At 73.1% G+C, this 25,061-nt stretch carries 23 protein-coding genes; 15 read left to right on the top strand and 8 right to left on the bottom strand.

Annotated elements, in window-relative coordinates; genetic code table 11:
- Positions 1-72: 72 nt before the first annotated feature.
- The 5 genes from OG392_RS37550 (at position 73) to OG392_RS20930 (ending at position 5,393) form a co-directional block, all read left to right on the top strand.
- Positions 73-882: an excalibur calcium-binding domain-containing protein gene (locus OG392_RS37550; RefSeq protein WP_443054826.1), complete on the top strand. Its 810-nt coding sequence runs from the start codon at positions 73-75 to the stop codon at positions 880-882.
- 179 nt (positions 883-1,061) lie between these two features.
- Complete coding sequence (locus tag OG392_RS20915) at positions 1,062-2,684, top strand: AMP-binding protein (protein ID WP_329281627.1); 1,623 nt, start codon at positions 1,062-1,064, stop codon at positions 2,682-2,684.
- Positions 2,681-3,409, top strand: coding sequence for an enoyl-CoA hydratase family protein (locus OG392_RS20920; RefSeq protein WP_329281629.1), 729 nt, complete (start codon positions 2,681-2,683; stop codon positions 3,407-3,409). Before OG392_RS20915 ends, OG392_RS20920 begins: the two co-directional genes overlap by 4 nt.
- Entirely contained in the window at positions 3,397-3,975 is a 579-nt protein-coding gene (locus tag OG392_RS20925; protein WP_329281631.1) for a TetR/AcrR family transcriptional regulator, read from the top strand. Before OG392_RS20920 ends, OG392_RS20925 begins: the two co-directional genes overlap by 13 nt.
- A gap of 374 nt (positions 3,976-4,349) precedes the next feature.
- Complete coding sequence (locus OG392_RS20930; protein ID WP_329281633.1) at positions 4,350-5,393, top strand: isopenicillin N synthase family dioxygenase; 1,044 nt, start codon at positions 4,350-4,352, stop codon at positions 5,391-5,393.
- 135 nt (positions 5,394-5,528) lie between these two features.
- Here OG392_RS20930 and OG392_RS20935 read toward each other — a convergent pair whose 3' ends face one another.
- Positions 5,529-6,629, bottom strand: a complete 1,101-nt coding sequence (locus OG392_RS20935) for a citrate synthase 2 (protein WP_209496233.1) — start codon at positions 6,627-6,629, stop codon at positions 5,529-5,531.
- A 236-nt stretch (positions 6,630-6,865) separates the two neighbouring features.
- On the opposite strand from OG392_RS20935, the gene pdxH reads away from it, so the two are divergent.
- Together pdxH and OG392_RS20945 are read left to right on the top strand one after the other, a co-directional pair.
- Positions 6,866-7,549 carry a pyridoxamine 5'-phosphate oxidase gene (gene pdxH, locus OG392_RS20940; protein ID WP_329287378.1) on the top strand — a complete coding sequence of 228 codons (684 nt, stop codon included), beginning with the start codon at positions 6,866-6,868 and terminating at the stop codon, positions 7,547-7,549.
- A gap of 160 nt (positions 7,550-7,709) precedes the next feature.
- Entirely contained in the window at positions 7,710-9,068 is a 1,359-nt protein-coding gene (locus tag OG392_RS20945; RefSeq protein WP_329281636.1) for a PAS domain-containing protein, read from the top strand.
- 83 nt (positions 9,069-9,151) lie between these two features.
- Here OG392_RS20945 and OG392_RS20950 read toward each other — a convergent pair whose 3' ends face one another.
- Positions 9,152-9,919: an SIS domain-containing protein gene (locus OG392_RS20950; protein WP_055602727.1), complete on the bottom strand. Its 768-nt coding sequence runs from the start codon at positions 9,917-9,919 to the stop codon at positions 9,152-9,154.
- A 196-nt stretch (positions 9,920-10,115) separates the two neighbouring features.
- Between OG392_RS20950 and OG392_RS20955 the strand changes: the two genes are divergently transcribed.
- From OG392_RS20955 to OG392_RS20970, 4 genes are all read left to right on the top strand, one after another.
- Positions 10,116-10,805 (top strand): metal-dependent transcriptional regulator, encoded by a 690-nt coding sequence (locus OG392_RS20955; RefSeq protein WP_329281639.1) that lies wholly within the window; start codon positions 10,116-10,118, stop codon positions 10,803-10,805.
- Between the two features lie 567 nt (positions 10,806-11,372).
- The gene (locus OG392_RS20960) at positions 11,373-12,263 is read left to right on the top strand and encodes an alpha/beta fold hydrolase (RefSeq protein ID WP_329281641.1); all 891 of its coding nucleotides are present in this window, start codon (positions 11,373-11,375) and stop codon (positions 12,261-12,263) included.
- Positions 12,264-12,390: 127 nt separating this feature from the next.
- Positions 12,391-13,611, top strand: a complete 1,221-nt coding sequence (locus OG392_RS20965; protein WP_329281643.1) for an FG-GAP-like repeat-containing protein — start codon at positions 12,391-12,393, stop codon at positions 13,609-13,611.
- Between the two features lie 214 nt (positions 13,612-13,825).
- A complete protein-coding gene (locus OG392_RS20970; protein WP_329281644.1) occupies positions 13,826-14,356 on the top strand; it encodes a GNAT family N-acetyltransferase in 531 nt (176 codons plus the stop codon).
- Positions 14,357-14,365: 9 nt separating this feature from the next.
- Here the strand turns inward: OG392_RS20970 and OG392_RS20975 are convergent, their stop codons facing one another.
- Positions 14,366-14,833 (bottom strand): GNAT family N-acetyltransferase, encoded by a 468-nt coding sequence (locus OG392_RS20975; RefSeq protein WP_329281646.1) that lies wholly within the window; start codon positions 14,831-14,833, stop codon positions 14,366-14,368.
- A 94-nt stretch (positions 14,834-14,927) separates the two neighbouring features.
- Complete coding sequence (locus OG392_RS20980) at positions 14,928-15,374, bottom strand: Lrp/AsnC family transcriptional regulator (RefSeq protein WP_329281648.1); 447 nt, start codon at positions 15,372-15,374, stop codon at positions 14,928-14,930.
- Positions 15,375-15,467: 93 nt separating this feature from the next.
- Between OG392_RS20980 and OG392_RS20985 the strand changes: the two genes are divergently transcribed.
- Both OG392_RS20985 and OG392_RS20990 read left to right on the top strand, forming a co-directional pair.
- Entirely contained in the window at positions 15,468-16,304 is an 837-nt protein-coding gene (locus OG392_RS20985) for a TIGR03619 family F420-dependent LLM class oxidoreductase (RefSeq protein WP_329281651.1), read from the top strand.
- Positions 16,301-16,735: a nucleoside deaminase gene (locus OG392_RS20990; protein ID WP_329281653.1), complete on the top strand. Its 435-nt coding sequence runs from the start codon at positions 16,301-16,303 to the stop codon at positions 16,733-16,735. Before OG392_RS20985 ends, OG392_RS20990 begins: the two co-directional genes overlap by 4 nt.
- A gap of 185 nt (positions 16,736-16,920) precedes the next feature.
- Here the strand turns inward: OG392_RS20990 and OG392_RS20995 are convergent, their stop codons facing one another.
- From OG392_RS20995 to OG392_RS21005, 3 genes are all read right to left on the bottom strand, one after another.
- Positions 16,921-18,573, bottom strand: a complete 1,653-nt coding sequence (locus OG392_RS20995; RefSeq protein ID WP_329281655.1) for a transporter — start codon at positions 18,571-18,573, stop codon at positions 16,921-16,923.
- The gene (locus OG392_RS21000; RefSeq protein ID WP_329281657.1) at positions 18,570-19,496 is read right to left on the bottom strand and encodes an ABC transporter ATP-binding protein; all 927 of its coding nucleotides are present in this window, start codon (positions 19,494-19,496) and stop codon (positions 18,570-18,572) included. Before OG392_RS21000 ends, OG392_RS20995 begins: the two co-directional genes overlap by 4 nt.
- A 75-nt stretch (positions 19,497-19,571) precedes the next feature.
- The gene (locus OG392_RS21005) at positions 19,572-20,237 is read right to left on the bottom strand and encodes a bifunctional DNA primase/polymerase (protein ID WP_329281659.1); all 666 of its coding nucleotides are present in this window, start codon (positions 20,235-20,237) and stop codon (positions 19,572-19,574) included.
- 279 nt (positions 20,238-20,516) lie between these two features.
- Here OG392_RS21005 and OG392_RS21010 point away from each other — a divergent pair, with 279 nt between their 5' ends.
- Both OG392_RS21010 and OG392_RS21015 read left to right on the top strand, forming a co-directional pair.
- Entirely contained in the window at positions 20,517-21,899 is a 1,383-nt protein-coding gene (locus tag OG392_RS21010; RefSeq protein ID WP_329281661.1) for a transcriptional regulator, read from the top strand.
- A 123-nt stretch (positions 21,900-22,022) separates the two neighbouring features.
- A complete protein-coding gene (locus OG392_RS21015) occupies positions 22,023-23,552 on the top strand; it encodes a hypothetical protein (protein WP_329281663.1) in 1,530 nt (509 codons plus the stop codon).
- A 46-nt stretch (positions 23,553-23,598) separates the two neighbouring features.
- Here OG392_RS21015 and OG392_RS21020 read toward each other — a convergent pair whose 3' ends face one another.
- Complete coding sequence (locus OG392_RS21020; protein WP_443054828.1) at positions 23,599-24,909, bottom strand: ABC transporter substrate-binding protein; 1,311 nt, start codon at positions 24,907-24,909, stop codon at positions 23,599-23,601.
- Positions 24,910-25,061 lie beyond the last annotated feature (152 nt).

Consider the following 25,061-nt stretch of genomic DNA (forward strand, 5'->3'; position numbering starts at 1 on the left):
GGCTACCGGTTGTGAACATTCTGTGTACGATCCGTGCACGTCGCACACGCTCACAGCCTCCGGGAGACGCACGTGTACTCGCCTCCACCGCCGTTCCAGCCCGTTCCGGCCCCGCTGCCCGCACGGCGCTGGTGGCAGCACCCCGCCCTGATCATCTGCCTCCTGGTCTTCCTCCCTCCGGTGGGCATAGCCCTGACCTGGACGAGCCGGTGGAGCCAGAACAAGAAGGTCGTCGCGACCGTCCTCGGCGCCCTGTGGTTCCTGCTGCTGCTCCTCAGCGACTCCCCGGACGACGCGAAGAACGACGCGAAGGACGCGGCGAAGCCGACGGCCACGGCGACGGCCACCGCGCCGGCCGCCACCGCGACCCCGTCCCCCACTCCCTCGCCGACGGAGGAGACCCCGGCGATGCCCTCGCTCGTCGGCGGGAGCTACGCGGACGCCGAGCAGCTCCTCACCGACAACCAGGGCCGGGCCGAGGCCGCCTACGGGGACGTGGAACTGCCCGCCGCGTACGGCACCTGGACCGTCTGCTTCCAGAACCCCCGGGCCGGTGCGCCGGTCTCCTCAGCGGTGCCGGTGGTGCATCTGACGGCGCCGGGCACGCCCTGCCCGAAGGCCCCCGGCGAGGTGCTCCACAAGCCGGCCCCGAAGCCCGCGCCGACCACCCAGCGGCCGAAGCCGAAGCCCACCCAGGTGCCGGTTCCGACGCAGGAGCCGACGCCCGAGCCCACCGAGGACGACTCGTCCTCCGGCGGCAGCGTCTCCTACCGCAACTGCACGGCCGTCCGCGAGGCCGGTGCCGCCCCCATCCACGTGGGTGACCCGGGTTACGGCCGCCACCTCGACCGCGACGGCGACGGCGTCGGCTGCGAGAGCTGACACGAGGGCACGACGCACCGCCCGTCCCCGCACACGGGGGCGGGCGGCGCGCTTCCCGCGAATCATGCATGCATGCTTGATTGTTTCCCCGGAGTGCTGACAAGGTCTCCCCAAGCCGTACCCCCACACGCGATCCTGGCGACCACCTTCCACCTCTCCCACCTCTCCAGGGGGCTTGCATGGTGTTCCGCAGCGAGTACGAGGCCGTTCCGACCGTCTCCCGGCCCATCCACGACGTGGTCCTCGGCCGCGCGGCCGAGCGGGGCGACACCCCCGCGCTGATCGACGGAACGGGGGAGTTCACCCTCACGTACGGACAGGTCGACGCCTTCCACCGGCGGGTCGCCGCCGGACTCGCCGAGGCCGGGGTGCGGAAGGGGGACGTGCTCGCGCTGCACAGCCCCAACACCGTGCTCTTCCCCGTCGCCTTCTACGCCGCCACGCGCGCGGGTGCCGCCGTCACCACCGTGCACCCGCTGGCCACCCCCGAGGAGTTCGCCAAGCAGCTCCGTGACTCCTCCGCCCGCTGGATCGTCACCGTCTCCCCGCTGCTGCCCGCCGCCCGCGCGGCGGCCGAACTCGCGGGCGGAATCGAGGAGATCCTCGTCTGCGACGAGGCACGGGACGGCGCCCGCTCCCTGCAGTCCTTCCTCGGCTCCACCGGCCCGGTGCCCGAGATCGAGGTCGACCCCGACGTGGACGTCGCCGCGCTCCCGTACTCCTCCGGCACCACCGGCGTCCCCAAAGGCGTGATGCTCACCCACGCCTCGATCGCCACCAACCTCGCCCAGCTCGACCCGGTCATCCCCATGGGGCCCGGCGACCGGATCCTGGCGATCCTCCCGTTCTTCCACATCTACGGGCTCACCGCCCTCATGAACGCGCCCCTCCGGCAGGGCGCCACCGTCGTCGTCCTGCCCCGCTTCGAGCTCGACACCTTCCTCGGCGCCATCCAGAAGCACCGCATCAACGGCCTCTACGTCGCCCCGCCGATCGTGCTCGCCCTCGCCAAGCACCCGGCCGTCGCCGACTACGACCTGTCCTCCCTGGAGTACATCGTCAGCGCCGCCGCCCCGCTCGACGCGGCCCTCGCCGAAGCCTGTTCGGCGCGGCTCGGACTGCCGCCGGTCCTCCAGGCGTACGGCATGACGGAGCTGTCCCCGGGGACCCACGTCGTCCCGCTCACCGCCCGGAACCCCCCGCCCGGCACCGTCGGCAAGCTGCTGCCCTCCACGGAGATGCGGATCCTGTCCCTCGACGACCCGTCGAAGGACGCGGCGCCCGGCGAGGAGGGCGAGGTCGCCATCAGGGGACCGCAGGTCATGAAGGGCTACCTCGGACGGCCCGACGCCACCGCCGCCATGATCGACGCCGACGGCTGGGTGCACACCGGCGACATCGGCCGGGTCGACGACGACGGCTGGCTGTTCGTCGTCGACCGCGTCAAGGAACTCATCAAGTACAAGGGCTTCCAGGTCGCCCCCGCCGAACTCGAAGCACTGCTCCTCACCCACGAGGGCGTCGCCGACGCCGCCGTCATCGGCGTCACGGACGCGGACGGCACCGAGATCCCCAAGGCCTACGTCGTACGCCAGGCCGCCGCCCCCGGCCTCACCGCCGAGGACGTCATGGCGCACGTCGCCGCCCGGGTCTCCCCGTACAAGAAGGTCCGCGACGTCGAGTTCGTCGAGGCGGTGCCCCGGGCAGCGTCCGGGAAGATCCTCCGCCGAGAACTCCGCGACCGGGACCGTGAGGCCCGCGACCGAGAGCTCCCAGACCGAGAGTTGAGGGACCGCACATGACCCTGGTCGACGTCACCGAGGAGCGGGGGATCACCACCCTCGCCCTCGACTCCCCGGCCACCCGCAACGCGCTCTCCGCGGCGCTCGTCGCCGAGCTCGCCGACGCGCTCACCGCCTGCGGCAAGGACGCCGCGGTCCGGGCGGTGGTGCTCACCCACACCGGCACCACGTTCAGCGCGGGCGCCGACCTCAAGGCGCCGCCGAGCCCGTACGCCTTCGTCGATCTGCTCCGGCAGCTCGTCGAGCTGCCGAAACCGGTCGTCGCCCACGTCACCGCGGGCAGCCGCACCCGGGCCGGCGGCCTCGGCCTGCTCGGGGCCGCCGACATCGTCGTGGCGGGGGAGGGGGCCGACTTCGCGCTCACGGAGGTACGGATCGGGGTCGCCCCGGCCGTCATCTCCCTCACCCTCCTCCCGAAGCTGGAGCCCCGCGCGGCGGCCCGCCACTACCTGACGGGCGAGCGGTTCGGAGTGCCGGAGGCGATCGCCATGGGGCTCGCCACGGACCGGGAGGACGCCCTGCCCGGCATCCTCGACGCCCTCCGCGCCGCCTCCCCGCAGGGCCTGCGCGAGGCGAAGCGGCTGGTCACCGCTAGAGTCCTGGAGACCTTCGAACGCGACGCGGAGGACCTGGTGCAGAGGTCGGCCACGCTCTTCGCCTCCACCGAGGCGCGCGAGGGGATGACGGCCTTCCTCGAACGACGGGACCCCGCATGGCGGCTGTGACCGCACCCAAGCAGGACAGGAGCCGCGCCACCCGGCAGCGGCTCCTGGAGGCGGCCGTGTCCTGCCTGGCCGAACACGGCTGGGCGGGCTCCACGGTCGCCGTCGTCGCGGAACGGGCCGGCGTCTCCAGGGGCGCCGCCCAGCACCACTTCCCGACCCGCGAGGACCTGTTCACGGCCGCCGTCGAGTACGTCGCCGAGGAGCGCTCGAACGCGCTGCGGAACCTGCCCTCCCGCGACCGCCACGAGGCCGTCGCCGCGCTCGTCGACCTCTTCACCGGCCCCCTCTTCCGAGCCGCCCTCCACCTGTGGGTCGCCGCCTCCGGCGAGGACCAGCTCCGCGCGCGCGTGACCGAGCTGGAGGCCCGCGTCGGCCGCGAGTCCCACCGCATCGCCGTCGAGGTGCTCGGCGCCGACGAGTCCCGCCCCGGTGTCCGCGAGACCGTCCAGGGCCTCCTCGACATGGCCCGCGGCCTCGGCCTCGCCACCCTCCTCACCGACGACCGCGCCCGCCGCGAACGCGTGGTCGCCCAGTGGGCGCTCCTGCTCGACGAGGCGCTGGCGTGACGGGGAATCGGGCCGATTCGGGCCCACCCGAAACACCGGCGTAAAGATTCGGGCCCTCCCGAGGCCTCCACCTGGGAATCTTCCTTCCCGGTCCCGTCATGGCCGCACGTCCTCCCGTGGTACGTGACCCGCACCACAGTCCATCCCTGCCCACCGCAGTACTCTGGTCGCATGCCTACGCTCGTACGCCGTCGCCACGTGGACTTCGTCCGCGTCACGTCCATGAGCTGTCGCCGCTCCGCCTGACCCCCGAGGGGCACCACCAGCGCCCCCCGACGGGTCCCTCGTTCAGAGCCCAAGCCGACCGGCACCCGTGGCCCCCGCCCCACCCTCGGCGGCCGCCCCGGGCACCCGTAGACCCCGCGGACGCACCCATGACTCGCAGCTCGTACTCCTCGCAGCTCCCCATCGTCGACCTCTCCGCCGCAGACCGTGACCCCCAGGCCCGGCGCCTCCTCCACGCCCAGCTCCACTCGGCCGCACACGACGTCGGGTTCTTCCAGCTGATCGGGCACGGGGTGACCGAGGCCGAGACGCGGGCCCTGACCTCCGCGATGCACGCCTTCTTCGCGCTGCCCGAGGCCGACCGGCTCGCCCTCGACAACATCAACTCGCCGCACTTCCGCGGCTACACCCGCATCGGCGACGAGCGCACCGCCGGCGCACGCGACTGGCGCGACCAGCTCGACATCGGCGCCGAGCACCCCGCGCGGACCCCCGCGCCCTGGGAAGCCCCGTACTGGTGGCTCGAAGGCCCCAACCAGTGGCCCGAGGCCCTCCCCGAGCTGCGGACCGCGGCCCTGCACTGGATCGAGCGGCTCAGCGGGGTCGCCGAACGGCTGCTGCACGAGCTGCTCGCCTCGATCGGCGCGTCCGCGGACTTCTACGACGACATCTTCGGACCGCGCGCCCACCCGCACCTCAAGCTGGTGCGCTACCCGGGCAGCAGCGGCGAGGGCGACGACCAGGGAGTCGGCGCGCACAAGGACTACGGCTTCCTCACCCTGCTCCTCCAGGACCAGGTGGGCGGGCTCCAGGTCCAGCGGGAGGACGGGAACTTCCACGACGTGCCGCCGCTGCCGGGAGCGTTCGTCGTGAACCTCGGCGAGCTCCTCGAAGTGGCGACCGACGGCTATCTGATCGCCACCAACCACCGGGTCGTCTCGCCGCCCTCGGCGACGGAGCGCTACTCGGTGCCGTTCTTCTACAACCCGCGGCTCGACGCCCGGATCACCCCGCTGGCCTTCCCGTACGCGGAGACCGCGCCCGGCGTCACGGCCGACCCCGCGAACCCGCTGTTCGCCGAGTACGGGCGCAACGAGCTCAAGGGCAAGCTGCGGGCCCACCCGCTGACGACGGCCCGCCACCACGCGGACCTGCTGCTGCACCCGGAGGCGCAGCCGGCGCTGTCGTCCTAGGCGGTGTCCCGGCCGGTACGCCCTCCCGGCCGGTACGACCCCGGTTTCGGCGACGGCCATGACTGTGCGGGTCGGGCCGTCACCGTACGGACGGGCTCGGAGGCTCGGACCGGGTCACGCGGTCCGCGCTTCCGCTCAGCCCGCGATGTCCGCGTATCCCTCGATCTCGCGCGGGTTGCGCTGACCCGGCCCCGTGTAGCGGGCCGACGGGCGGACGAGCCGGCCCGTGCGCTTCTGCTCCAGGATGTGCGCCGACCAGCCGGCCGTACGCGCGCACGTGAACATCGACGTGAACATGTGCGCCGGGACCTCGGCGAAGTCCAGGACGATGGCCGCCCAGAACTCGACGTTCGTCGCCAGGACGCGGTCGGGGCGCCGGTTGTGCAGCTCCTCCAGAGCGGCCTTCTCCAGCGCGGCGGCCACCTCGTAGCGCGGGGCGTCCAGCTCCTTGGCCGTCCGGCGCAGCACGCGCGCGCGGGGGTCCTCGGCGCGGTAGACGCGGTGGCCGAAGCCCATGAGGCGCTCGCCCTTGTCGAGGGCCTGCTTCACGTACGCGGTGGCGTCGCCGGTCCGCTCGATCTCCTCGATCATGCCGAGGACGCGGGAGGGCGCGCCTCCGTGCAGCGGGCCCGACATGGCGCCGACCGCGCCGGAGAGCGAGGCGGCCACGTCGGCGCCGGTGGAGGCGATGACGCGCGCGGTGAACGTGGAGGCGTTCATGCCGTGCTCGGCGGCGGAGGTCCAGTAGGCGTCGACGGCCTTGACGTGCTTCGGGTCGGGCTCGCCGCGCCAGCGGATCATGAAGCGCTCGACGACGGACTCGGCCTTGTCGATCTCGCTCTGCGGGACCATGGGGAGGCCCTGGCCGCGGGCGGACTGGGCGACGTACGAGAGCGCCATGACGGCGGCGCGCGCGAGGTCGTCACGGGCCTGCTCGGCGGAGATGTCGAGAAGCGGTTTGAGGCCCCACACGGGCGCGAGCATCGCGAGGGCGGACTGCACGTCGACGCGGATGTCGCCGGAGTGCACGGGGATGGGGAACGGCTCGGCGGCCGGCAGGCCGGGGTTGAAGGCGCCGTCGACGAGCAGCCCCCAGACGTTGCCGAACGAGACGTGACCGACCAGGTCCTCGATGTCGACGCCGCGGTACCGGAGGGCGCCGCCTTCCTTGTCGGGTTCGGCGATCTCCGTCTCGAACGCGACGACTCCTTCGAGCCCGGGTACGAAGTCGGACATCAGGCGGCTCCTCTATCGATGATCGATCAACTGAATGGTGGTCGATGGTGGGGATTCAACAGTCGTCCAGCCCAAGAGTCTGTACGGTTCCGATGATGCGGGGAAGCGTGACATCCGGCACACTGCGCCGATCCGGCGAGTAAGGATTGGCGGCACGCGGTGCCGGGCAAACTGAGGCGCTGCGGCAGGATGGCCCCGTGACCGATCCTGTGAACGACGCCCTGGATCCCGCGGACATGCGCGAGCAGTACCGCACCACCGAGCTGTCGGCCGCCGACCTCGCGCCCGAACCGATCGCGCAGTTCACCCGCTGGTTCAAGGAGACCGCCGCGAATCCGGCGATCCACGAGCCGAACGCGATGATCGTCTCCACGGCCACCCCCGACGGCCGCCCGTCCTCGCGCACGGTGCTCCTCAAGCACTACGACCGGGCCGGCTTCGTCTTCTTCACCAACTACGACTCCCGCAAGGGCGTGGAGCTGGCGGCCAACCCGTACGTCTCGCTGCTCTTCCCCTGGCACCCGCTGGCCCGCCAGGTCATCGTCACGGGCCGTGCCGAGCGCATCGGCCGCGACGAGACGGTCGCCTACTTCCGCACCCGCCCGCACGGCTCCCAGCTGGGCGCCTGGGCGAGCCGGCAGTCCTCGGTGATCGCGTCGCGCGCGGAACTCCTCGCCCGGTACGGGGAGCTGGCCGCCCGCTACCCCGGCGACGCGCAGGTGCCGGTCCCGCCGGAGTGGGGCGGCGTCCGGGTCGTGCCGGACGCGGTCGAGTTCTGGCAGGGACACGAGAACCGGCTCCACGACCGGCTGCGGTACGTCCGCGAGGACGGCCCGGAGGCCCCGAACGGCTCACCGGGCTCACCGGGCTCACCGGGCTCGGAGGGCGAGACCTGGCGGGTGGAGCGCCTGGCGCCCTGACCGGCGCACATGCCGCTGGCGTACGCCCTCCCGCACCCGGCCGCGCACCCGCCCGCGCCCCCCGTTTCCGGATGCGTTTCCACGAGGCAACGATTTCGGTGAAGGTGATGTGCTCTGCGTCACGTTCCAGTTGAATGGCGGCAGCATGGGGGGTGCCGGGATGAGTGCTTTCACGGGGTCCGCGAGCGCGACCGCTTCCGTTCCCGGGGCAGGGGCCGATCTGCTGGCCGCGCTGCTCGACGGGATGGATGCGGCGCTCTGCGCGTTCGACGCCGACGGGACGGTCACGCACTGGAACCGCGAGGCCGAGCGGATCCTCGGCTGGTCCGCCGCCGAGGCGGTCGGCCGGCGCGGGTTCGAGGGCTGGGCGGCGCGCAGCGCCGACGCCGAGGAGACCCTGCGGCGGCTGATGGGGGCCATGAGCGGCCCCGGCCGGCAGGTCCACGAACTGGCGCTGCTCCGCAAGGACGGCGGCCGGGTGCTGGTCCGCAGCCAGGCCGCCGGCGTACGAGGGGCGGACGGCAGCCCGGCGGGGGTGTACTGCGCGTTCAGCGAGGTCCACGTCCAGCTCGACCTGGAGCGCTCGGTGGCGCTCAGCGAGGCGCTCTTCGAGGACGCGTCCTGGGGCGTCGTCCTCGTGGACGCCGACCTGCGCCCCGCCATGGTCAACGGCCACGCCGCCCGCGCCTTCGGAACGGGGCGTACGGCCCTGCTGGGGCGCCCCCTGGGCGATGTCGTCGTGCACGGCGCGGAGGAGCTGGAGGCCGCCCTCCAGCACGTCCTGGCGGAGGGCACGCCACCGGCGCCCGCCGAGGTGTGGGTGACGCTGCGGACCTCCACCGGGGAGCGGCGCCGGTGCTGGCGCAGCGGCTTCCTGCTGCTGTCCTCGCCGATGGCGGAGGAGCCGGTGCCGCTGGGGGTGGCCTGGCTCTTCCAGGACGTCACGGAGGAGCGGCTCGCGGCGCGCGAGGCGGACCGGCTGCGGTTCCGGTGGAGCCAGCTGCACCGGGCCGGCGCGGCCGCCGCGGAGTGCGAGGACCCGGCGGAGGCGGCGGCGGTGCTGCTCGACTTCGCGCTCGCCGGGTTCGCGGACCACGCCCTGGTCGACCGGGTCGCGGGCGAGCGGCGGCTGACCCGTGCCCTGGCGACCCCGGCGGGCGCGCCCGGCCCGGCGTCACCGGTGGTGGGCGGCGGCATCCCGCTGCGGTACGGCCCGAGGCACCCGGCGCTGCAGGCCTGGGACCGGGTGGGCACGGTCCGCGCGAGCGCGGGCCGCACGGCCGAGGTGTGGGCGGAGGCCCATCAGTGGCCCGCCGACGCGGCCCACGCGGTCTGTGTGACGCTGCGGTCCCGGGGCCGCACGCTGGGCGTGGTGACCTTCCTGCGGGCCGCGTGCCGCCGTCCGTTCGAGCGCGAGGACGTGGTCTTCGCGGAAGCGGTGGCGTCGAGGGTGGCGTCGGCGCTGGACCTGGGGGAGCGGACGGACGCGGTCCAGGAGGCCCCCGGGCGTTCCGCGTAGGGGCGCCCGGTGGTCCTGCCCCACGCGGCGTCGCTTCGTCGCGGGTCGTCGCCTCGTCGCGGGTCGTCGCGGACCCGGGCGCCCTAGTGCCGGTAGAAGATCCGGTCGCCGTACTCCGTCATCACACGGCCGTTCCACTCGTGGCCGCCGTCGACGTTCCCGGAGCGCAGCAGCGGGGGCTCGATGCCGCGGCGGACGAGGTCCTCGGCGGCGGCGGCCAGCGTGGCCTGCATGAGGGCGCTGGTGACGACGGTGGAGGCGGGCGCGAAGGGGGCCTCGATGCCCTCGTGGGTGAGTTCGGCGTCGCCGACGGCGATCCGGGAGTCGAGGACGATGTCGCAGTGGTCCTTGAGATAGGTCCCCGAGACGTGCCGGGACCTGGTCTCCGTCGCGTACGCCACCGAGGTGACGCCGATGACGGTGAGGCCGAGCGCGCGGGCGTTCATGGCCATCTCGACGGGCAGGGCGTTGCGCCCGGAGAGCGAGATGATGATCAGGACGTCCCCGGCGGTGGCGGGGGAGGAGTCCAGGACCGCCCCGGCGAGGCCGTCGACGCGTTCGAGGGCGGAGCCGAGGGTGGCCGGCATGACGTCGACGCCGACGACGCCGGGGACGACGAGCAGGTTCATGAGGGCGAGTCCGCCGGCCCGGTAGACGACGTCCTGCGCGGCGAGCGAGGAGTGGCCGGCGCCGAAGGCGAAGAGCCGGTTGCCGTTGGCGACGGCCTCGGCGATCGCGGCGCCGGCCGCCGCGATCTCGGCCGAGTCGCCGTCGCGCACCTGCTGGAGCAGGCCGATCGCGGCGTCGAAGAACTGTCCGGCCAGCTTGCTCTCGCCCGCGCTGTCGCCCATTCCAGAAGCTCCTTCTCGTCGCCGTCGCGTCGTCGCGTCATGTCGTGGTCGTGCCCTGGTCCTGCCCCGGTCGCCGATCACGGTGCGGTCTGGACCATTGCTCTGTCAATACCGCCTTGGGACGGTGAGGCCCGGTTGTCGGCGTGATGCGTCAGAATTGGTGCAGGGCCAGCGCACGACTCATCGAGGGGCACGTATGTCCGGACTGATCGACACAACGGAGATGTATCTCCGCACCATCCTCGAGCTTGAGGAGGAAGGTGTGGTCCCCATGCGTGCCCGGATCGCCGAGCGGCTCGACCAGAGCGGCCCAACGGTGAGCCAGACGGTGGCCCGGATGGAGCGCGACGGCCTGGTGGCCGTCGCCAGCGACCGGCACCTGGAGCTGACCGACGAGGGCCGCCGCCTCGCCACCCGCGTCATGCGCAAGCACCGCCTGGCGGAGTGCCTGCTCGTCGACGTGATCGGCCTGGAGTGGGAGCAGGTGCACGCCGAGGCCTGCCGCTGGGAGCACGTGATGAGCGAGGCCGTGGAGCGGCGGGTCCTGGAGCTGCTGCGTCACCCGACGGAGTCGCCGTACGGGAACCCGATCCCCGGTCTGGAGGAGCTCGGCGAGAAGGCGGAGGCCGAGGCCTTCCTCGACGACTCGATGGTGTCGCTCGCCGAGCTGGACGCGAGCGAGGGCAAGACGGTGGTCGTCCGCCGGATCGGCGAGCCGATCCAGACGGACGCCCAGCTGATGTACACGCTGCGGCGCGCGGGCGTGCAGCCCGGCTCCGTGGTGTCCGTGACGGAGTCCGCGGGCGGCATCCTGGTCGGCAGCAGCGGCGAGGCGGCCGAACTGGACGCGGACGTCGCGTCCCATGTGTTCGTGGCGAAGCGCTGACGCGCTGACTCCACACCCCGGCTGACACCGCATTCGCGGGAAGGGTGCCCCACCGGTCGTCGTACGCGACCGGTGGGGCGCCCTTCGGCGTTCTCCGTCCGGTTGCGCCGGAACAGGACACGTTCGAGTGCCGCTTCCGGTTCAACGGCCCTTGTGCGCCCCGGTTTACGCCGGAATGGCTACGCCCGCGCCCTCGCCGTGCCACGCTGGGGCGACAGGGTGCGATACCGGGGAGGGGTGGGGGCTGTGCAGCGAGCGGAAGCCGTGCGCCGGATGCCGCCCGCGCGGGCGGTCCGCGCGCCCCGGACAGCAGAGGACCCCGGCGCCTCGCGGCGCCGGGGCCTGTCCTCCCCTGTGCTGACCTGGAGCCCCGAGCTCTCAAGGTCAATCCCCTCGGACCGTTTTCCCCGAGCGGTCCGCCTCCCGTTCAAGATCTCCCCTCGGCAGCGGCCGTCAATCCTTGAGGCCTGTCACTCGAACGAGGGGTGTTGCGCGGCAGGAGCGCATTTTCGAATGCGAGTTCGATAGTCTGGCGTGGTTCGACGGCAAGCAGAGGGGGTGCCAGGGATGGCGCGACGACTCGACGTCACCGGGGCCGACGGCGTACGGCTGGCGGCCTGGGACTTCACGCCCGGGACCGCCCCGCAGGCCGGCCCCGGGGTCTTACTCCTCCACGGCCTGATGGGCCACGCGGCCCACTGGTCCCCGGCGATCAGCCGCCTCACGGAAGCGGCGGCCCGCCCCGACGCGAGCTCCCATCCGCACCACCGCCCCCGCATCGTCGCCCTCGACCAGCGGGGCCACGGGCACAGCGCCAAGCCCCCCGCCGCCTCCTTCACCCGCGAGGCCTACGTGGCGGACGCGGCCGCCGCCGTCGAGCAGCTCGGCCTCGGCCCGGTCACCCTGATCGGCCACTCCATGGGCGCCCTCACCGCCTGGCAGCTGGCCGCCGAGCGCCCCGAGCTCGTCCACGCCCTGGTCATCTGCGACATGCGCGCCTCGGCGCTCGGCGCGGCCTCGCAGCGCGAGTGGCGCGACTGGTTCCGCCGCTGGCCGACCCCGTTCCCGTCGCTCGACGCCGCCCGCCGCTGGTTCGGCGAGGAGGACCCCTGGGTCGAGCGCCCCCGCCCCGCCCGGGGCGCCTTCTTCGCCGAGGTGATGGCCGAGCACCCGGACGGCTGGCGTCCGGTCTTCGACCCGGAGCAGATGCTGACCTCCCGCGAGACCTGGGTGCACGACGCCCACTGGGAGTCCCTGGCCCAGGTCCGCTGCCCCACGCTGGTCGTCCGCGGCCTGGACGGCGAGCTGGGCAGAGCCGAGGCGCAGGAGATGGTCCGCGTCCTGCCGCACGGCGCGTACGCGGAGATCCCCGACGCCGGGCACCTCCTCCACTACGAGCACCCGGACGCCTGGCGCGAGGCGGTCGGCCCCTTCCTGAACGGCGTCCTGACCTCGTAGGAAAGGGGATTCGGCGGGCGCCCGCGGCGAGAGGCCACCCTCCTGTCGGGCGCACGCGCGGGACACGGTACGTTCCCTGTCGCGGCGCGTTCGAGGTCTTCTCCGCGCCGCTTCAGGGAGGAAATGCATGCGCACTTCACTGCTGCGGCGCCTGGCCACGGTGGCCACGGCGCTGGGGCTCAGCTCGGCCGGGCTCCTCGGCGCGGGCGCGGCGCCCGCTCAGGCCGCTCTCGGCGACTGTCCGTCGGGCTACTTCTGTGCGTGGAAGACCGACAACGGCTCCGGCACGATGTACAAGACCAACGCGAGCGTGGCGACGCTCGGGACCTGGGACAACACGTTCCGGTCGGTGATGAACCGCACGAACAAGTTCGCCTGCCTCTACGACGATGCCAACCACGGCCTCGACGGCGGCATCGGCGTCATGGACCCGAACCCCTCGGGCACCGAATGGGGCGGCCCCGGCAGCAATTCCGTCAGCTCGGTGAAGTTCGTCCCCACCGAGCGCGAGTGCGCCATGGACCCGTACCCGGAGTGGTACGCGGCCCAGGCCCCCAAGGCCGGCGGCTTCGGCGACCTGAACGGCGACCGGACCTCCGACGTCCTCGTCCGCGACATGGCCGGCCGTCTCTGGTTCCTGCCCGGCGACGGTTCCGGCAAGCTGATCGGCGCCGGCGGCTGGAACGTCATGAACCTCCTCACCCGGCACGGGGACCTCAGCGGCGACGGCCGAGAGGACGTCATCGCCCGGGAGACGGTCAGCGGCAAGCTGTGGCTGTACCCCGCCACCTCCACCGGAGTGCTCGGCGCCCGCAAGCTGATCGGCTCGGGCGGCTGGAACGTGATGAACAGCGTCACCGCCTTCGGCGACCTGTCCGGCGACGGCCGCTCGGACGTCCTCGCGGTCGAGAAGTCCACGGGCAAGCTGTGGCTGTACCCGGGCACGTCCACGGGCACGCTCGGCGCGCGGACGCTCCTCGGCTCGGGCGGATGGAACTCCATGAACGCCCTGACCGCGCCGGGCGACATGAACGGCGACGGCAAGGCCGACCTGATCGCCCGCGAGGCGTCCACGGGCAAGCTGTGGCTCTACCCGGGCAGGACGAACGGCTTCGGCGCCCGCACGCTCATGGGCACCGGCTGGAACGCCATGGCCTCGCTGCTGGCCGTCGGCGACCACAACGGTGACGGCCGCAACGACCTGTCCGCGACCACGAGCAGCACCTACGTCTCCCCCCAGCACCGGGGAGCGGGCGCGCTGGTCATGTACGCGGGCACGGGCACGGGCACGCTCGGCGCCGGCTCGCTGGAGACCGACACCTGGTGGCACCTGAACGGCGCGTTCTGACCCACCGCCCCTGACGGCGAAGGCCCCCGCCCCCGGATCACCCGGGGACGGGGGCCTTCGCCGTACAGGTCACCGGAGGTCTCCGCCCGCCATTCGGAAGCGAGGAGGAGACGGGCGCCTCCGCGCGGCGTCGTCGACGCGCGACGGAACTGGAACCCGGTCGGAGTACGTCCCGACAGGAGTCATGCCATTGCCGAGGACCAGGAGCTGTTCCGTGTCGGACGAGATCACACTGCGCCCCGTCACCGTCGAGGATCTCGACCTGTTCGAGCGGGAGTTGAGCGGCCCCGAGGGCAGCGGCCCGCACGCGTGGTCCGGCTACGGATCGACGGCGGACCTCCGCCGCCGCTTCGCGGAGAACGGCCTGCTCGGTCACGACGGAGGGACCCTCGCGGTCGCCGAGGGCGGAGTGACGGTGGGCAGGGTCAAGTGGTACCCGGGCAGTTGGGGCCCCGACATGGCCAACTGGAGCCTGGCGATCCAGCTGGTGCCGGGCGCGCGCGGCCGGGGGACGGGCACCGAGGCCCAGCGCCTGGTGACGGAGTACCTCTTCGACCACACGAGGGCCGAACGGATCCAGGCCTGGACGGACATCGACAACGTCGCCGAGCAGCGCGCGCTGGAGAAGGCGGGCTTCGCCAAGGAGGGCGTGCTGCGCTCGGCGGTGTGGCTCGCCGGGCAATGGCGCGACGCGGTGCTCTTCTCCCGGATCCGCAGGGAACGATCCGGCGGCTCCGGCACCTGACCCGCCGCATCAGTCCTTCTCGGGCCGCCACACGTAGCGGACGTCCGGCTCGCGCTCCTCGTTGCGCCGCCCGTCCGTCCGCTCCGCCTCGACGAAGCCGTGCCGCTCGTAGAACCTCTGCGCCGGCGCGTTGACCTGGAACGTCCACAGGCCGAGGCCCTCCGGCCGCTGCCGCTTGGCCAGTTCCACGAAGCGGTCGCCCAGGCCGCGGCCGCGCCACGACGGATCGAGGTAGAGCTGCTCCAGGTCCCCGCCGTCGAGCACGAGGAGCCCGACCACGCCGGCCTCCCCGGAGACCGCGACCCAGGTCTCGTGGTGCGGTACGACGACATGGGTGAACCAGCCCCGTACCGCGTCGTCGTCGTGGGCGCGGCGTACGGTCGGCAGCGCGGCGGTGAAGGAGCGCAGCCAGAGATCGGCGGTCGCGGTCGCGTCGGAGTCGACGGCACGCCGTATGTCAAGGTCGTCAGGGGTCACAGTGCGCGAGGATCGCACCCGGCGGGCCCAGGCGCACCCGAATTTGCGGCGCGGTACGGCCCGCTGCGGAGGGGGAGCGGGCCGGGCCGGGCGTTCAGGGGCGGGCGGGGCCGCGATGGGGGAGCGTCCGGCTGTAGACGACGCTGGTGGTCGTGCTGCCGAACCCCGCCAGCTCGTCCACCAGGGTCTCCAGGTGCTCCATGGAGGTCGCGGCCACCTTCAGCGTGTAGCAGTCGTCGCCGGTGGTCCGCAGGCACTCGAGGATCTCCCGCCGCTCGGCCAGCAGGCGGCGCAGCGGCTGGTGCTGGTTGCCCGGGTACTTCAGCCGGACGACGGCGAGGACGGGATAGCCGACCTTGGCCAGGTCCACCACGGCCTGATAGCCGGTGACGACGCCCTGCGACTCCAGGTTCCGCACCCGCTCCGTGGTGGCCGAGGAGCTGAGGTTCACGCGCCGGCCCAGCTCGCTGAGGGAGATGCGGGCGTCCTGCTGCAGCTGCTCGATGATCGCCCAGTCGAGTGCGTCGAGGTTCACGGCCATACGACGATTCTACCGGCAGAAGCACGGGAGAAGTCCGGTATCACCGGGAGGGTTTCGTTCCGTATCCCCTGATCGCAGGGATAGCCTCGACGCATGCGATGTGGCGTCAACGTCCCGAACTTCGGACCCGGAACGGATCCCGGCGTGCTGCGCGAGTGGGCGCGGACGGTGGAGGGCCTCGGCTTCGACCTGCTCATGGTGTCGGACCACGTGGCCGTCACACCGGACGTCGCCGAGCGGTATCCGGAGCCGTTCTACGAACCCTTCACCACGCTGTCCTGGTTCGCCGGCATGACGACCCGGCTGCGGCTCGGCACCACCGTGCTCGTCCTGCCGTACCGCCATCCGCGCCTCGTGGCGCGCATGGCGACCAACCTCCATCAGCTCAGCGGCGGCCGCTTCGTCCTCGGGGTCGGCGTCGGCTGGTCGCGCCAGGAATTCGACGCGCTCGACGTGCCGTTCACCGCGCGCGGCAGGCTGACCGACGAGTACCTGGGCACGCTTCGGGACACGTGGCGTGCGTCGCGCGAGACCGCCGCGGGCGATGCCACCGGCCTCGGCCCCCTCCCCGTGTGGGTCGGCGGCAACAGCGAGGCGGGGATCCGGCGGGCCGTCAGGTTCGGTGACGCCTGGCACCCGCTGCGCATGCCCATGGACCGGATGAGCGCGGTACTGGCGGAGCACACGCTGCCCGGTTTCGCGCCCCGTATCGCCCTGCGCCTGACAGCCGCTCCCGTCACCGACCCCGAACGGCCCGCCGGGGTCGGCACCATCGAGCAGATCGTCGACGACCTCGACCGACTCCGCCTGCTCGGCGCCGACACCGTCGTGCTCGACCCGTACCACGGAGATCCGGAGGAGACCCGCAGGCCCCACGAGGCCTGGCGGGCCCTCGCCACCGTGGCCACCCACTGGAGGACCCGCTCATGATCACCGCCGCCGACGAGACGCTCCTGCGGCGCGCCATCGGCCTCGCCGCCCACGCGGTCACCCTCGGGGACGCGCCGTACGGCTCCCTGCTCGCCGGCCCGAACGGCGAGATCCTCGCCGAGGCCCACAACACGGTGCGGCGCGACGACGACATCACCGCCCACCCGGAACTGAAGCTCGCCCGCTGGGCCGCCCGCGAGCTCGCCCCGGACACCGCCGCGCGTACCACCCTCTACACCAGCTGTCAGCCGTGCGGAATGTGCGCGGGCGGCATCGTGCGCTCGGGCCTCGGCCGGGTCGTCTACGCGCTCGCCACCGAGCAACTGATCGAGCTGAACCCGCGGTCGGGCGACTGGCCGGCGGTCGCGCAGGACGGCCCGGCCCTGTTCGACGAGGCGCGCGCGCCGATCGAGGCGTACTACCGGCCGTAGCGGAAGGCCCGCCCCGCGCCCGCGCCCACCGCGACGACCACCGCCCGGACGCGCCGCGGGTACGCCGACCGCCCGCACGCGCGGAGGGAACGTCGACCGCCCGCACGCGCGGAGGGAACGCCGACGGCCCGCCCGGACGTACCGGGCGGGCCGTCGACGTGTCCCCGGGGGACGGCAGTCGGCGACTATCCCTTGCTGACCGCCGCCAGGATCTCCGGCAGCCGCCTCGCCGTCCGCGGCGCCGCCACCTTCAGACCCACCCAGATCAGGAGCGCGCCGTAGAGCGTGCCGGCCGGGAACAGCAGCCAGAGCAGGGACTGCTGGTCGGAGACGTGGAGGTAGATCGTCGCGCCGATCAGCGGGGCGCACAGCAGCGGGGCCGTGAGCATGCCGCCGAGGATCGAGATCCACGCCAGGGCGCCCTGCCCCGGCGCCACGTTCTTGTAGCCGCTGTCCTGCGGGATCGAGTACGGGAAGACCGCCGAGGCCACCGAGCCCGTCGCCAGCATGGCGCCGAGCAGGCCGAGCGCCAGACCGAGGGCGTCCGGGAGCCGCTCCCAGTCACCGAGGACGGCGACCGTGAGGACCGTGACGAAGACCGCGTACGGGAGGGTGACCATGAGCAGGGCCAGGGTCCGGGCCCGGAGTTCGGCGAACGCGTCGGCCGTCGTCGAGATGGTCTGGGCGACCATCCAGAACGACGAGGTGTCCTGGCCGAACTGGTTGTACATCAGCATGCCGAGCATGCCGGAGGCGAAGCACGCCCAGTAGATCGAGCCCGTGCCCTGGAGGGCGTTCACGAGCGGGACGATCAGACCGAGGGCCAGCGAGGTGACAGCCCCGGCCTTGGTCTTCGGGTCACGCCACAGGTAACGCAGGCTGCGTTCCATGACCGCGCCCGTGCGCCCGTCCGGCAGGATCCGGGCGAGCCGCCCCTTGCCGTCGGCCTTGTCACGGACGCCCGCGTCGGAGGCCGCGCCGATCGTGGAACCGTCCGGCTCGACCATCAGCCGCACGAGGCTCCGCTGCCACCAGTACAGGAGCGCGGCGAGCGCGGCCGCCGTGAGCAGCAGCCGGGCGGCCGCCACCCCGTAGTCGCCCTGGCTCGCGGAGTCGACCGCGCCGATCGCGGCGGCAGGCGGCAGCCAGCCGACGACGGCCGCCGCCGGTTCCAGCGACTCCAGGCCGCCGGCCTCGCCCAGGCGCTGGGCGCCGAAGTTCACCACCTGCATGCCGACGGCGATGATCAGGCCGCTGAGCAGGGCCAGGTCCCGGCCCTTGCGGGAGGTGAGGAGCCGGACGTTGGCGGCGGCCACCGCCCGGGACAGCGCCACGCACGTCACGGCCGTCAGCGGTACGCCGAGGACGGCGAGGACGACGCCGGCCGCGCCGTGCGCGACGGACAGCGCGGCGCCCAGGGCCAGGACGAAGGTGAGGACGGGGCCGACACCCACGAGGGAGGCCACGAGCAGCGCCCGGACCAGCGGCCGCGGCCGCAGCGGCAGCATGACGAGCCGCGACGGGTCGAGGGTCTCGTCACCGCTCGGGATGAACAGCGGCATCACGGTCCAGGAGAGCGCGAGCGAGCCCGTGAGGAGGATCGCCACGCTGGCGGCGTCGGCGTTGCCCCGCATGAGCGCGAAGGCCAGTACGAGAGCCGCGGCGAAGACCGCGCCGAAGACGATGGACACGATGTACGCGGCCGTCCGTCCGCCGGACTGCTTCAGCCCGTTGCGCAGCAGGCTCAGCTTGAGCCGTACGAAGACGGAGGTGAGGGAGGGGACGGGGCCGGCCGCGGTGGCGGTGCCGGCGGTGGTCGTGGTCGGGAAGGCACTCATCGCTGCGACCCGCCCGAAGCACCGGCCTCGTCCGAAGCACCGCGCGCGTCCGGAGCACCGGCGCCGCCCGGGACTCCGGCGGCGCCCGTCCCGCCGCCCAGCCAGTCCAGCGAGTCACCGGCCGCCGCGCGCCCGTTCGCGCCGACGAGCTCCAGGAACGCCGCCTGCAGCGAGGGCGCGTCGCCCCGTACCTCGGCGAGCGTGCCCTGGGCGCGGATCCGGCCCGCCGCCATCACGGCGACCCAGTCGCAGAGCGACTCGACGAGCTCCATCACGTGGCTGGAGAAGACGACGGTGGCGCCGGAGGAGGTGTAGCGCTCCAGGACGCCGCGGATGGTCTGCGCGGAGACCGGGTCGACGCCCTCGAAGGGCTCGTCGAGGAAGAGCACCTCGGGGTTGTGGAGGAGCGCCGCCGCGAGGCCGATCTTCTTCCGCATACCCGTCGAGTAGTCGACGACCAGCTTGTTCTGCGAGCCGGTGAGGTCCAGGACGTCGAGGAGCTGCGCGGCCCGCTTGTCGACCTCGGCACCGGGCAGCCCCCGCAGCCGGCCGCTGTACGCGAGGAGTTCTCGGCCGGAGAGGCGCTCGAAGAGCCGCAGGCCCTCGGGCAGGATGCCGATCCGGGCCTTGACCTGGGCGACCGAATCGGGGTCGGCCCAGACGTCGTGCCCGGCGACCTGGATGCGCCCCTGGTCGGGACGGAGCAGCCCGGTGATCATCGAGAGGGTGGTGGTCTTGCCGGCGCCGTTGGGCCCCACGAGCCCGATGAACTTGCCCGCGGGCAGCACCAGGTCGATGCCGTTCACCGCGATCTGCTGGCCGAACCGCTTCCACAGGCCCTCGATGCGCACGGCAGGCGCCGCACCATCCCCCGGTGCGGCGCCCGCCGTGTCGAACGTTCCGTCAAATGCCTGGTCAGGCATGGTCTGTCTGCCCCTCGTCAGTCCCCGTGTGTCTTACGGGCCCACCCTAAGGGCGGGGCCCGCGGGGACCCAGGGTCATGACGTGCGGCTTCGCGCCTCCGCGGCTTCCCGGCCACAGGCGTAGGCGAGGGCGCTGATCAGCTCCTCGGCGTCGGGGAGCCAGCGGTTCGCCGGGGTGGGGCGCCTGGCCCACTGGACCGCGCCGCTGCCGCCGATGCGGGTGGGCGGGGCCGCCACGTAGTGGCCCTCGCCGCGGGTGGTGAGGTCGATGGAGGCCGGGACCCAGCCGAGCTTGCGGACGAGGTCGGGCACCTTGGTCGCGGCGCCGGGGAGGACGAAGAAGAACATGCGGCGGTCCGGGGTGCAGGTGACGGGGCCGAGCGTCAGCTCCATCCGCTCCATCCGGGCGAGCGCCAGGAACCCCGCCGACTCGGGTACCTCGATGGCGTCGAACGTACGGCCCGTCGGCAGCAGGATCGACGATTTGGGCTGCTTCGACCACATGCGCCGGGCTCCGACCCCGCTGCCGGTCGCCTGGGTCGACCAGTCGGGCCTGACCGCGTGGGCGCCGGGCACGGCGCACGCCTCCGCCCCGCAGGAGCAGCGCTCCCGGCCTTCGACGGCCTCCAGCCAGGTCCCGGGAAACACGTCCCAGTGCCGCTCTTCCGCGTACCGCACGGCACTGTCCAGCAGCTGCTCGCCGCGCTGCTTGGGGATCGGTGCGGCTTCCGTGACTCCCATGGTCTCTTCCACGTGGAACACAACTTCCCCCGTCACCTGGGGTTACGGCCAGGGCGCGGAGCGGTGTGAGGCATCGATCCTGCACGCGGGGCGCATCGGTGCACGAGCGGGGGCGCGCGGAGGGCCGGGGAGCTGGGGTGGGTACGGACAGGTGGGGGCGCCGGTGGCGAAGCCGCGGCCGACGTGTCCGGTTTCGCGTGTTCACATCGGCATTGACCGGATATTCACCGGGCAGTGATCCCTCCTTCGGTGATCACCGCACGGCCTCAGGGGGTACTCATGGCAGCCAGGCCACTCGTTCCGCGTCAGCTCAACGAACGGCTCCAGGCGCTCATCCAGGAGGCCGGCTGCTCCAACGCCGGCCTCGCCCGCAGGGTCAACATGGTCGGCGCGGAGCGCGGACTCGACCTGCGGTACGACAAGACGTCGGTGGCGCGCTGGCTGCGCGGGCAGCAGCCGCGGGGGCGCGCGCCGGGGATCATCGCCGAGGCCCTCGGCCGCAAGCTGGGCCGTACGGTCACGATCGACGAGGTCGGCATGGCCAACGGCCGCAACCTCGCGGCCGGGGTGGGGCTCCAGTTCGCGCCGACCGTGCCCGGCGCGATCGAGCAGGTCTGCGAGCTGTGGCGCAGCGACGTGGGCCGCCGCGACTTCCTCGCCGGCTCCACGGTCGCGGCCTCCGCGCTCGTCGAGCCCAGCCGGGACTGGTTGATCACGGGCCCGGACTCGCACGTGGCCCGGATGGCCGGGGCGCGCGTCGGGGTCGCGGACGTGGCGGCCGTGCGGGAGATGACGGCGGCGCTCGTCGACCTCGACCGGCGGTTCGGCAGCGGGCACGTGCGTCCGGTGGTCGTCCACTACCTCAACAGCGTGGTGTCGGGGATGCTGTCCGGCTCGTACCGGGAGTCGGTCGGGCGGCAGTTGTTCGCCGCGGTCGCCCGGCTCACCGAACTCGCCGGGTACATGGCGGTCGACACCGGCGAACCGGGCCTCGCCCAGCGGTACTACATCCAGGCGCTGCGGCTCGCGCAGGCCGCCGGTGACCGGGGCTACGGCGGCTATGTCCTCGCCGCCTCCATGAGCCACCTCGCCGCGCAGCTCGGAAACCCCCGGGAGATCGCCCAGTTGGCACGGGCCGCGCAGGAGGGGGCGCGGGGGAAGGTGCCGCCGCGCGCGGAGGCGATGTTCCAGGCGGCCGAGGCGCGCGGGCACGCTCTGCTGGGTGACCTCAGCGCCTTCGAGACGGCGGCGGGCCGGGCCGTGCGCGCCCTGGAGCAGGCCGATCCGGAGTCGGGTGACGACCCGGCGTGGATCGCCCACTTCGACCAGGCGTACCTGGCGGACGAACTGGCGCACTGCTACCGGGATCTGGGGCGGGCGGACGCGGCGGCGCGGGCGGCGGAGGAGTCGATCGCCGGACATCCCGAGACGCGCGCGCGACGCCGGGCGATCGGCCTCGCCCTGCTCGCCTCGGCACAGGTCCAGCAGCGTGAGGTCGAGCAGGCCTGCCGCACGGGCACGCGGGCGCTCGAACTGCTCGGCACGCTGCGGTCGTCGAGGGGCGCGGAGTACCTGGACGACCTGCGGGAGCGTCTGGAGCCGTACGCGGGGGAGGCGGTGGTACGGGAGTTCGGGGCGCGCATGGAGCTCCATGCCGCCTAGTCCCCGCCGGGGGCGGTGCCGTTCGAGAAGGTTGTGTAACCGGGCTCACACGTATGTGCGGAGCCCCGGGCGCACCCGGTAGCGTGAGCCGACGATTCCGTAGGTCCACCAGTAGGAGTCCCGGTGACGCAGAACGGACAGGGTCCGGAGCCGCAGTACCCGGCGGTGCCCCCCGCGCAGAACGCCCAAGGGGGAGCACAGCCGTACGGTGGCGCCTGGGGTCCCGCCGGCGCGGCGCCGGGCGGGCAGCCCCTGCCGCCCGCGCAGCCCCTGCCTCCGGAGGCGGCGCCGGGGGGCGCCGCCGACATGCAGTCCACCCAGTACCTGCCGCCGGTCCCGCCGCAGGGCGGGCCGCAGCCCGGCTACGGCTACCCCCCGCAGGGCGCGCCGCAGCCCGGCTACGGCTACCCGCCGCAGGGCGCCCCGGGCGGCCCCGACATGCAGGCGACCCAGCACATAGCGCCGGTCCCGGGCGGGATGCCGCCGGTGTCCCCGGTCCAGGGCGGGATGCCGCAGGCGCAGGGGCAGCAGCCGGGCTACGGGTACCCGCAGCAGGGGCCGGGCGGGATGCCGCAGCCCGGCCAGGCGCCCGGGTACGGCTATCCGCCGCCGGCCGGGGACATGCAGGCCACCCAGCACATCGCCCCCGTCCCGTCGCAGCAGGGCGGGCAGACCCAGTTCCTGGGCACCGGGCCCCTCCAGGCGCAGGGCCCCGGGCCCGCGGGCGCCTCGGACGCCACCCAGTACATCGCCCCCGTACCGGCGCAGGAGCCCGGTGAGCGGCAGCCGCCCGCCGAGTTCGACAACCTCTTCCGCACGGAGGCCCCGCAGGCCCCGCAGGCCCCGCGGCAGCCGCACGCGCAGGCGTACCAGCAGCCCGCCCCGGCTCCGTACCAGCAGCAGCATCAGCCGCCGCAGCACCAGCAGCACCAGCCGCCCGCGCCCCCGCAGCAGTACGCGTACGAGGGTGCCTACTACGACGACGGCGGAGACCCCGAGCCCCCGCGCCGCAAGTCCCCGGTCGCGCTGATCGCCGCCGTGGTCGTCGGCTGCGCGGTCGTCGGCCTCGGGGCCGGCGCGCTGCTCAGCGGGGGCGACGAGGACAAGGACCCCAAGAAGGGCTCGCAGAACGTGGCGGAGAGCTCCGCCGCCCCGTCCGGGGAGACGTCGGCCGCGCCCACCGAGAAGGCGGCCGACCCGGCGGAGCCGCAGGCGCAGGAGCTGAGCAAGCTGCTCGCGACCAGCAGCAACAGCCGTGACACGGTGATCAGCTCGGTCGAGTCCATCAAGCAGTGCAAGAACCTGGACAAGGCCGCGAGCGATCTGCGGGGCGCCGCCGAGCAGCGCCGGAGCCTGGTCACCAAGCTCCAGTCGCTGTCGGTCGACAAGATCCCGGACAACCCGGCCCTGACGGCCTCGCTCATCAAGGCCTGGGAGGCCTCGGCGTCCGCCGACGACCACTACGCGGCCTGGGGCGACCAGATGAAGGACAAGAAGGCCTGCAAGGGCGGCAAGGCCCGCTCGACCAACCACTTCCTCGCCGCGAACAACAAGAGCGGCGAGGCCACCGCGGCCAAGAAGCAGGCGGCCTCGCTGTGGAACCCGACGGCCACGAAGTACGGCCTGGAGAAGCGGACGTACACCCAGCTGTAGCCCCGGCCGCGCCCCCGCTGTGGTCATGGCCACAGCGGGGAGGGGCTCAGGGGGCGGTCAGCACGGTCTCGCCGACGTCGACGAAGCCGGGCCGCTGGGCCACCAGCCGGCCCTTGCGGACCACCTGGAACGTCACCTCGTGGTTGACGATCCGGGGGAAGCCGGGGGCGCCGAGCAGGTCCTCGTACTTCCAGCGCAGGGCCGGGGTCAGACCGCCGGTGTCGATCCGCGCGCCCCGGTCGAGGGCGTACGCGATCTGGGTGGCCGTGACCTTGTCGGTGTCGAGGGACTCGACGACCTCCTTGAGGACCGTGTAGGCGATCCAGGTGGTCTGGACGCCCGCGTCGGCCGGGTCCACCCGGTTGTCGGCGAAGGCGTGCTCCTGGATGACCTTCCGCATCGGGGCCCAGCTCTTGTCGGACGCCTCCGGGTACCAGCCGGTGACGAACGCGCCCTCGAAGGGGCTGTGGGCGCCGCCGGTGCGGTCGATCACGGGCTGCCCGACGCTGCCGAGGACGGACGAGATCCGCACACCGTCCTTCTTCCCGCCGGAGCCGTCACCGGAGCCGTCGCCCGAGCCGTCGCCGTTCCCGCCGCGCTCCTCCTCCGGGAGGCGGCGGAAGGAGTCGAAGAAGGTCTGGGTGCGCTCGCCGAGCACGGCCGTGACGCAGCCGGCCTCGTCACCGGCCTTCTCGCGGGCCTTGACGGCGGACTCGGTGTACTCGGCGGCGTCCTCGACGGCGGGGATGTCGACGGCGCTGCGGTGACTCGCCTTGCGCAGGCCCGAGTTGAGGAGTTCGGGGAGCTTGTCGCCGGCGAGGGTGTCGGGCCGGACGAGGGAGACCCTGCGGCAGGACGCGGCGAGCTGCATGCCGTGACCGGCGATGAGCGAGGCCTGGCCGCCGTTGACGGGGTACGAGAGCGGGCTGGTGAACTCGTCCTCGGAAATGCCGTAGCCGCCGATGTACGGGATGCCCGCGGCCTCCAGGGGGGCCATGAAGGCACGCCCGTTCTGGCTGTACGAGCCGACGACGGCGACGGCCTTCTCGCGGACGGCACGGCGGGCGCAGGCGGCCGCGCCGGTGGTGGTGTTGTGCTCGTTGCAGGTGAGGATGCGCAGCTCGTGGCCGTCGATGCCGCCCTGGGAGTTGACCCAGCGGGCGAACGTCTGGGCCATGGCGGGCATTCCGGGCATATTGGTGGCACGGGTCTGGTCGGGAGCCCACGTCATGACGGTGACGGGCTCCCTGGAACCCCCCGTGGTTCCAGGGAGCACGCCACAACCGGTGAGCAACGAGGCTCCGGCCGTCGCGGTCGTGACGTACGCGAGGAGTGAGGTCAGTCGCCGTCCGGTCATGGACACGCACATTTCCGCCTCACGGGTAACGCGGGAGTGAGCATGGTTCAACGCGGGGTGACGTGAAGGTGAATTACGGGGGCTGCGAGGGGGCGGCTCCGGTTACCGGACAAGGGAACGTACGATCGAAACGTGTCCAGTCCAGTCTCCGG

Source organism: Streptomyces sp. NBC_00691, assembly GCF_036226665.1.
GTDB lineage: Bacteria > Actinomycetota > Actinomycetes > Streptomycetales > Streptomycetaceae > Streptomyces.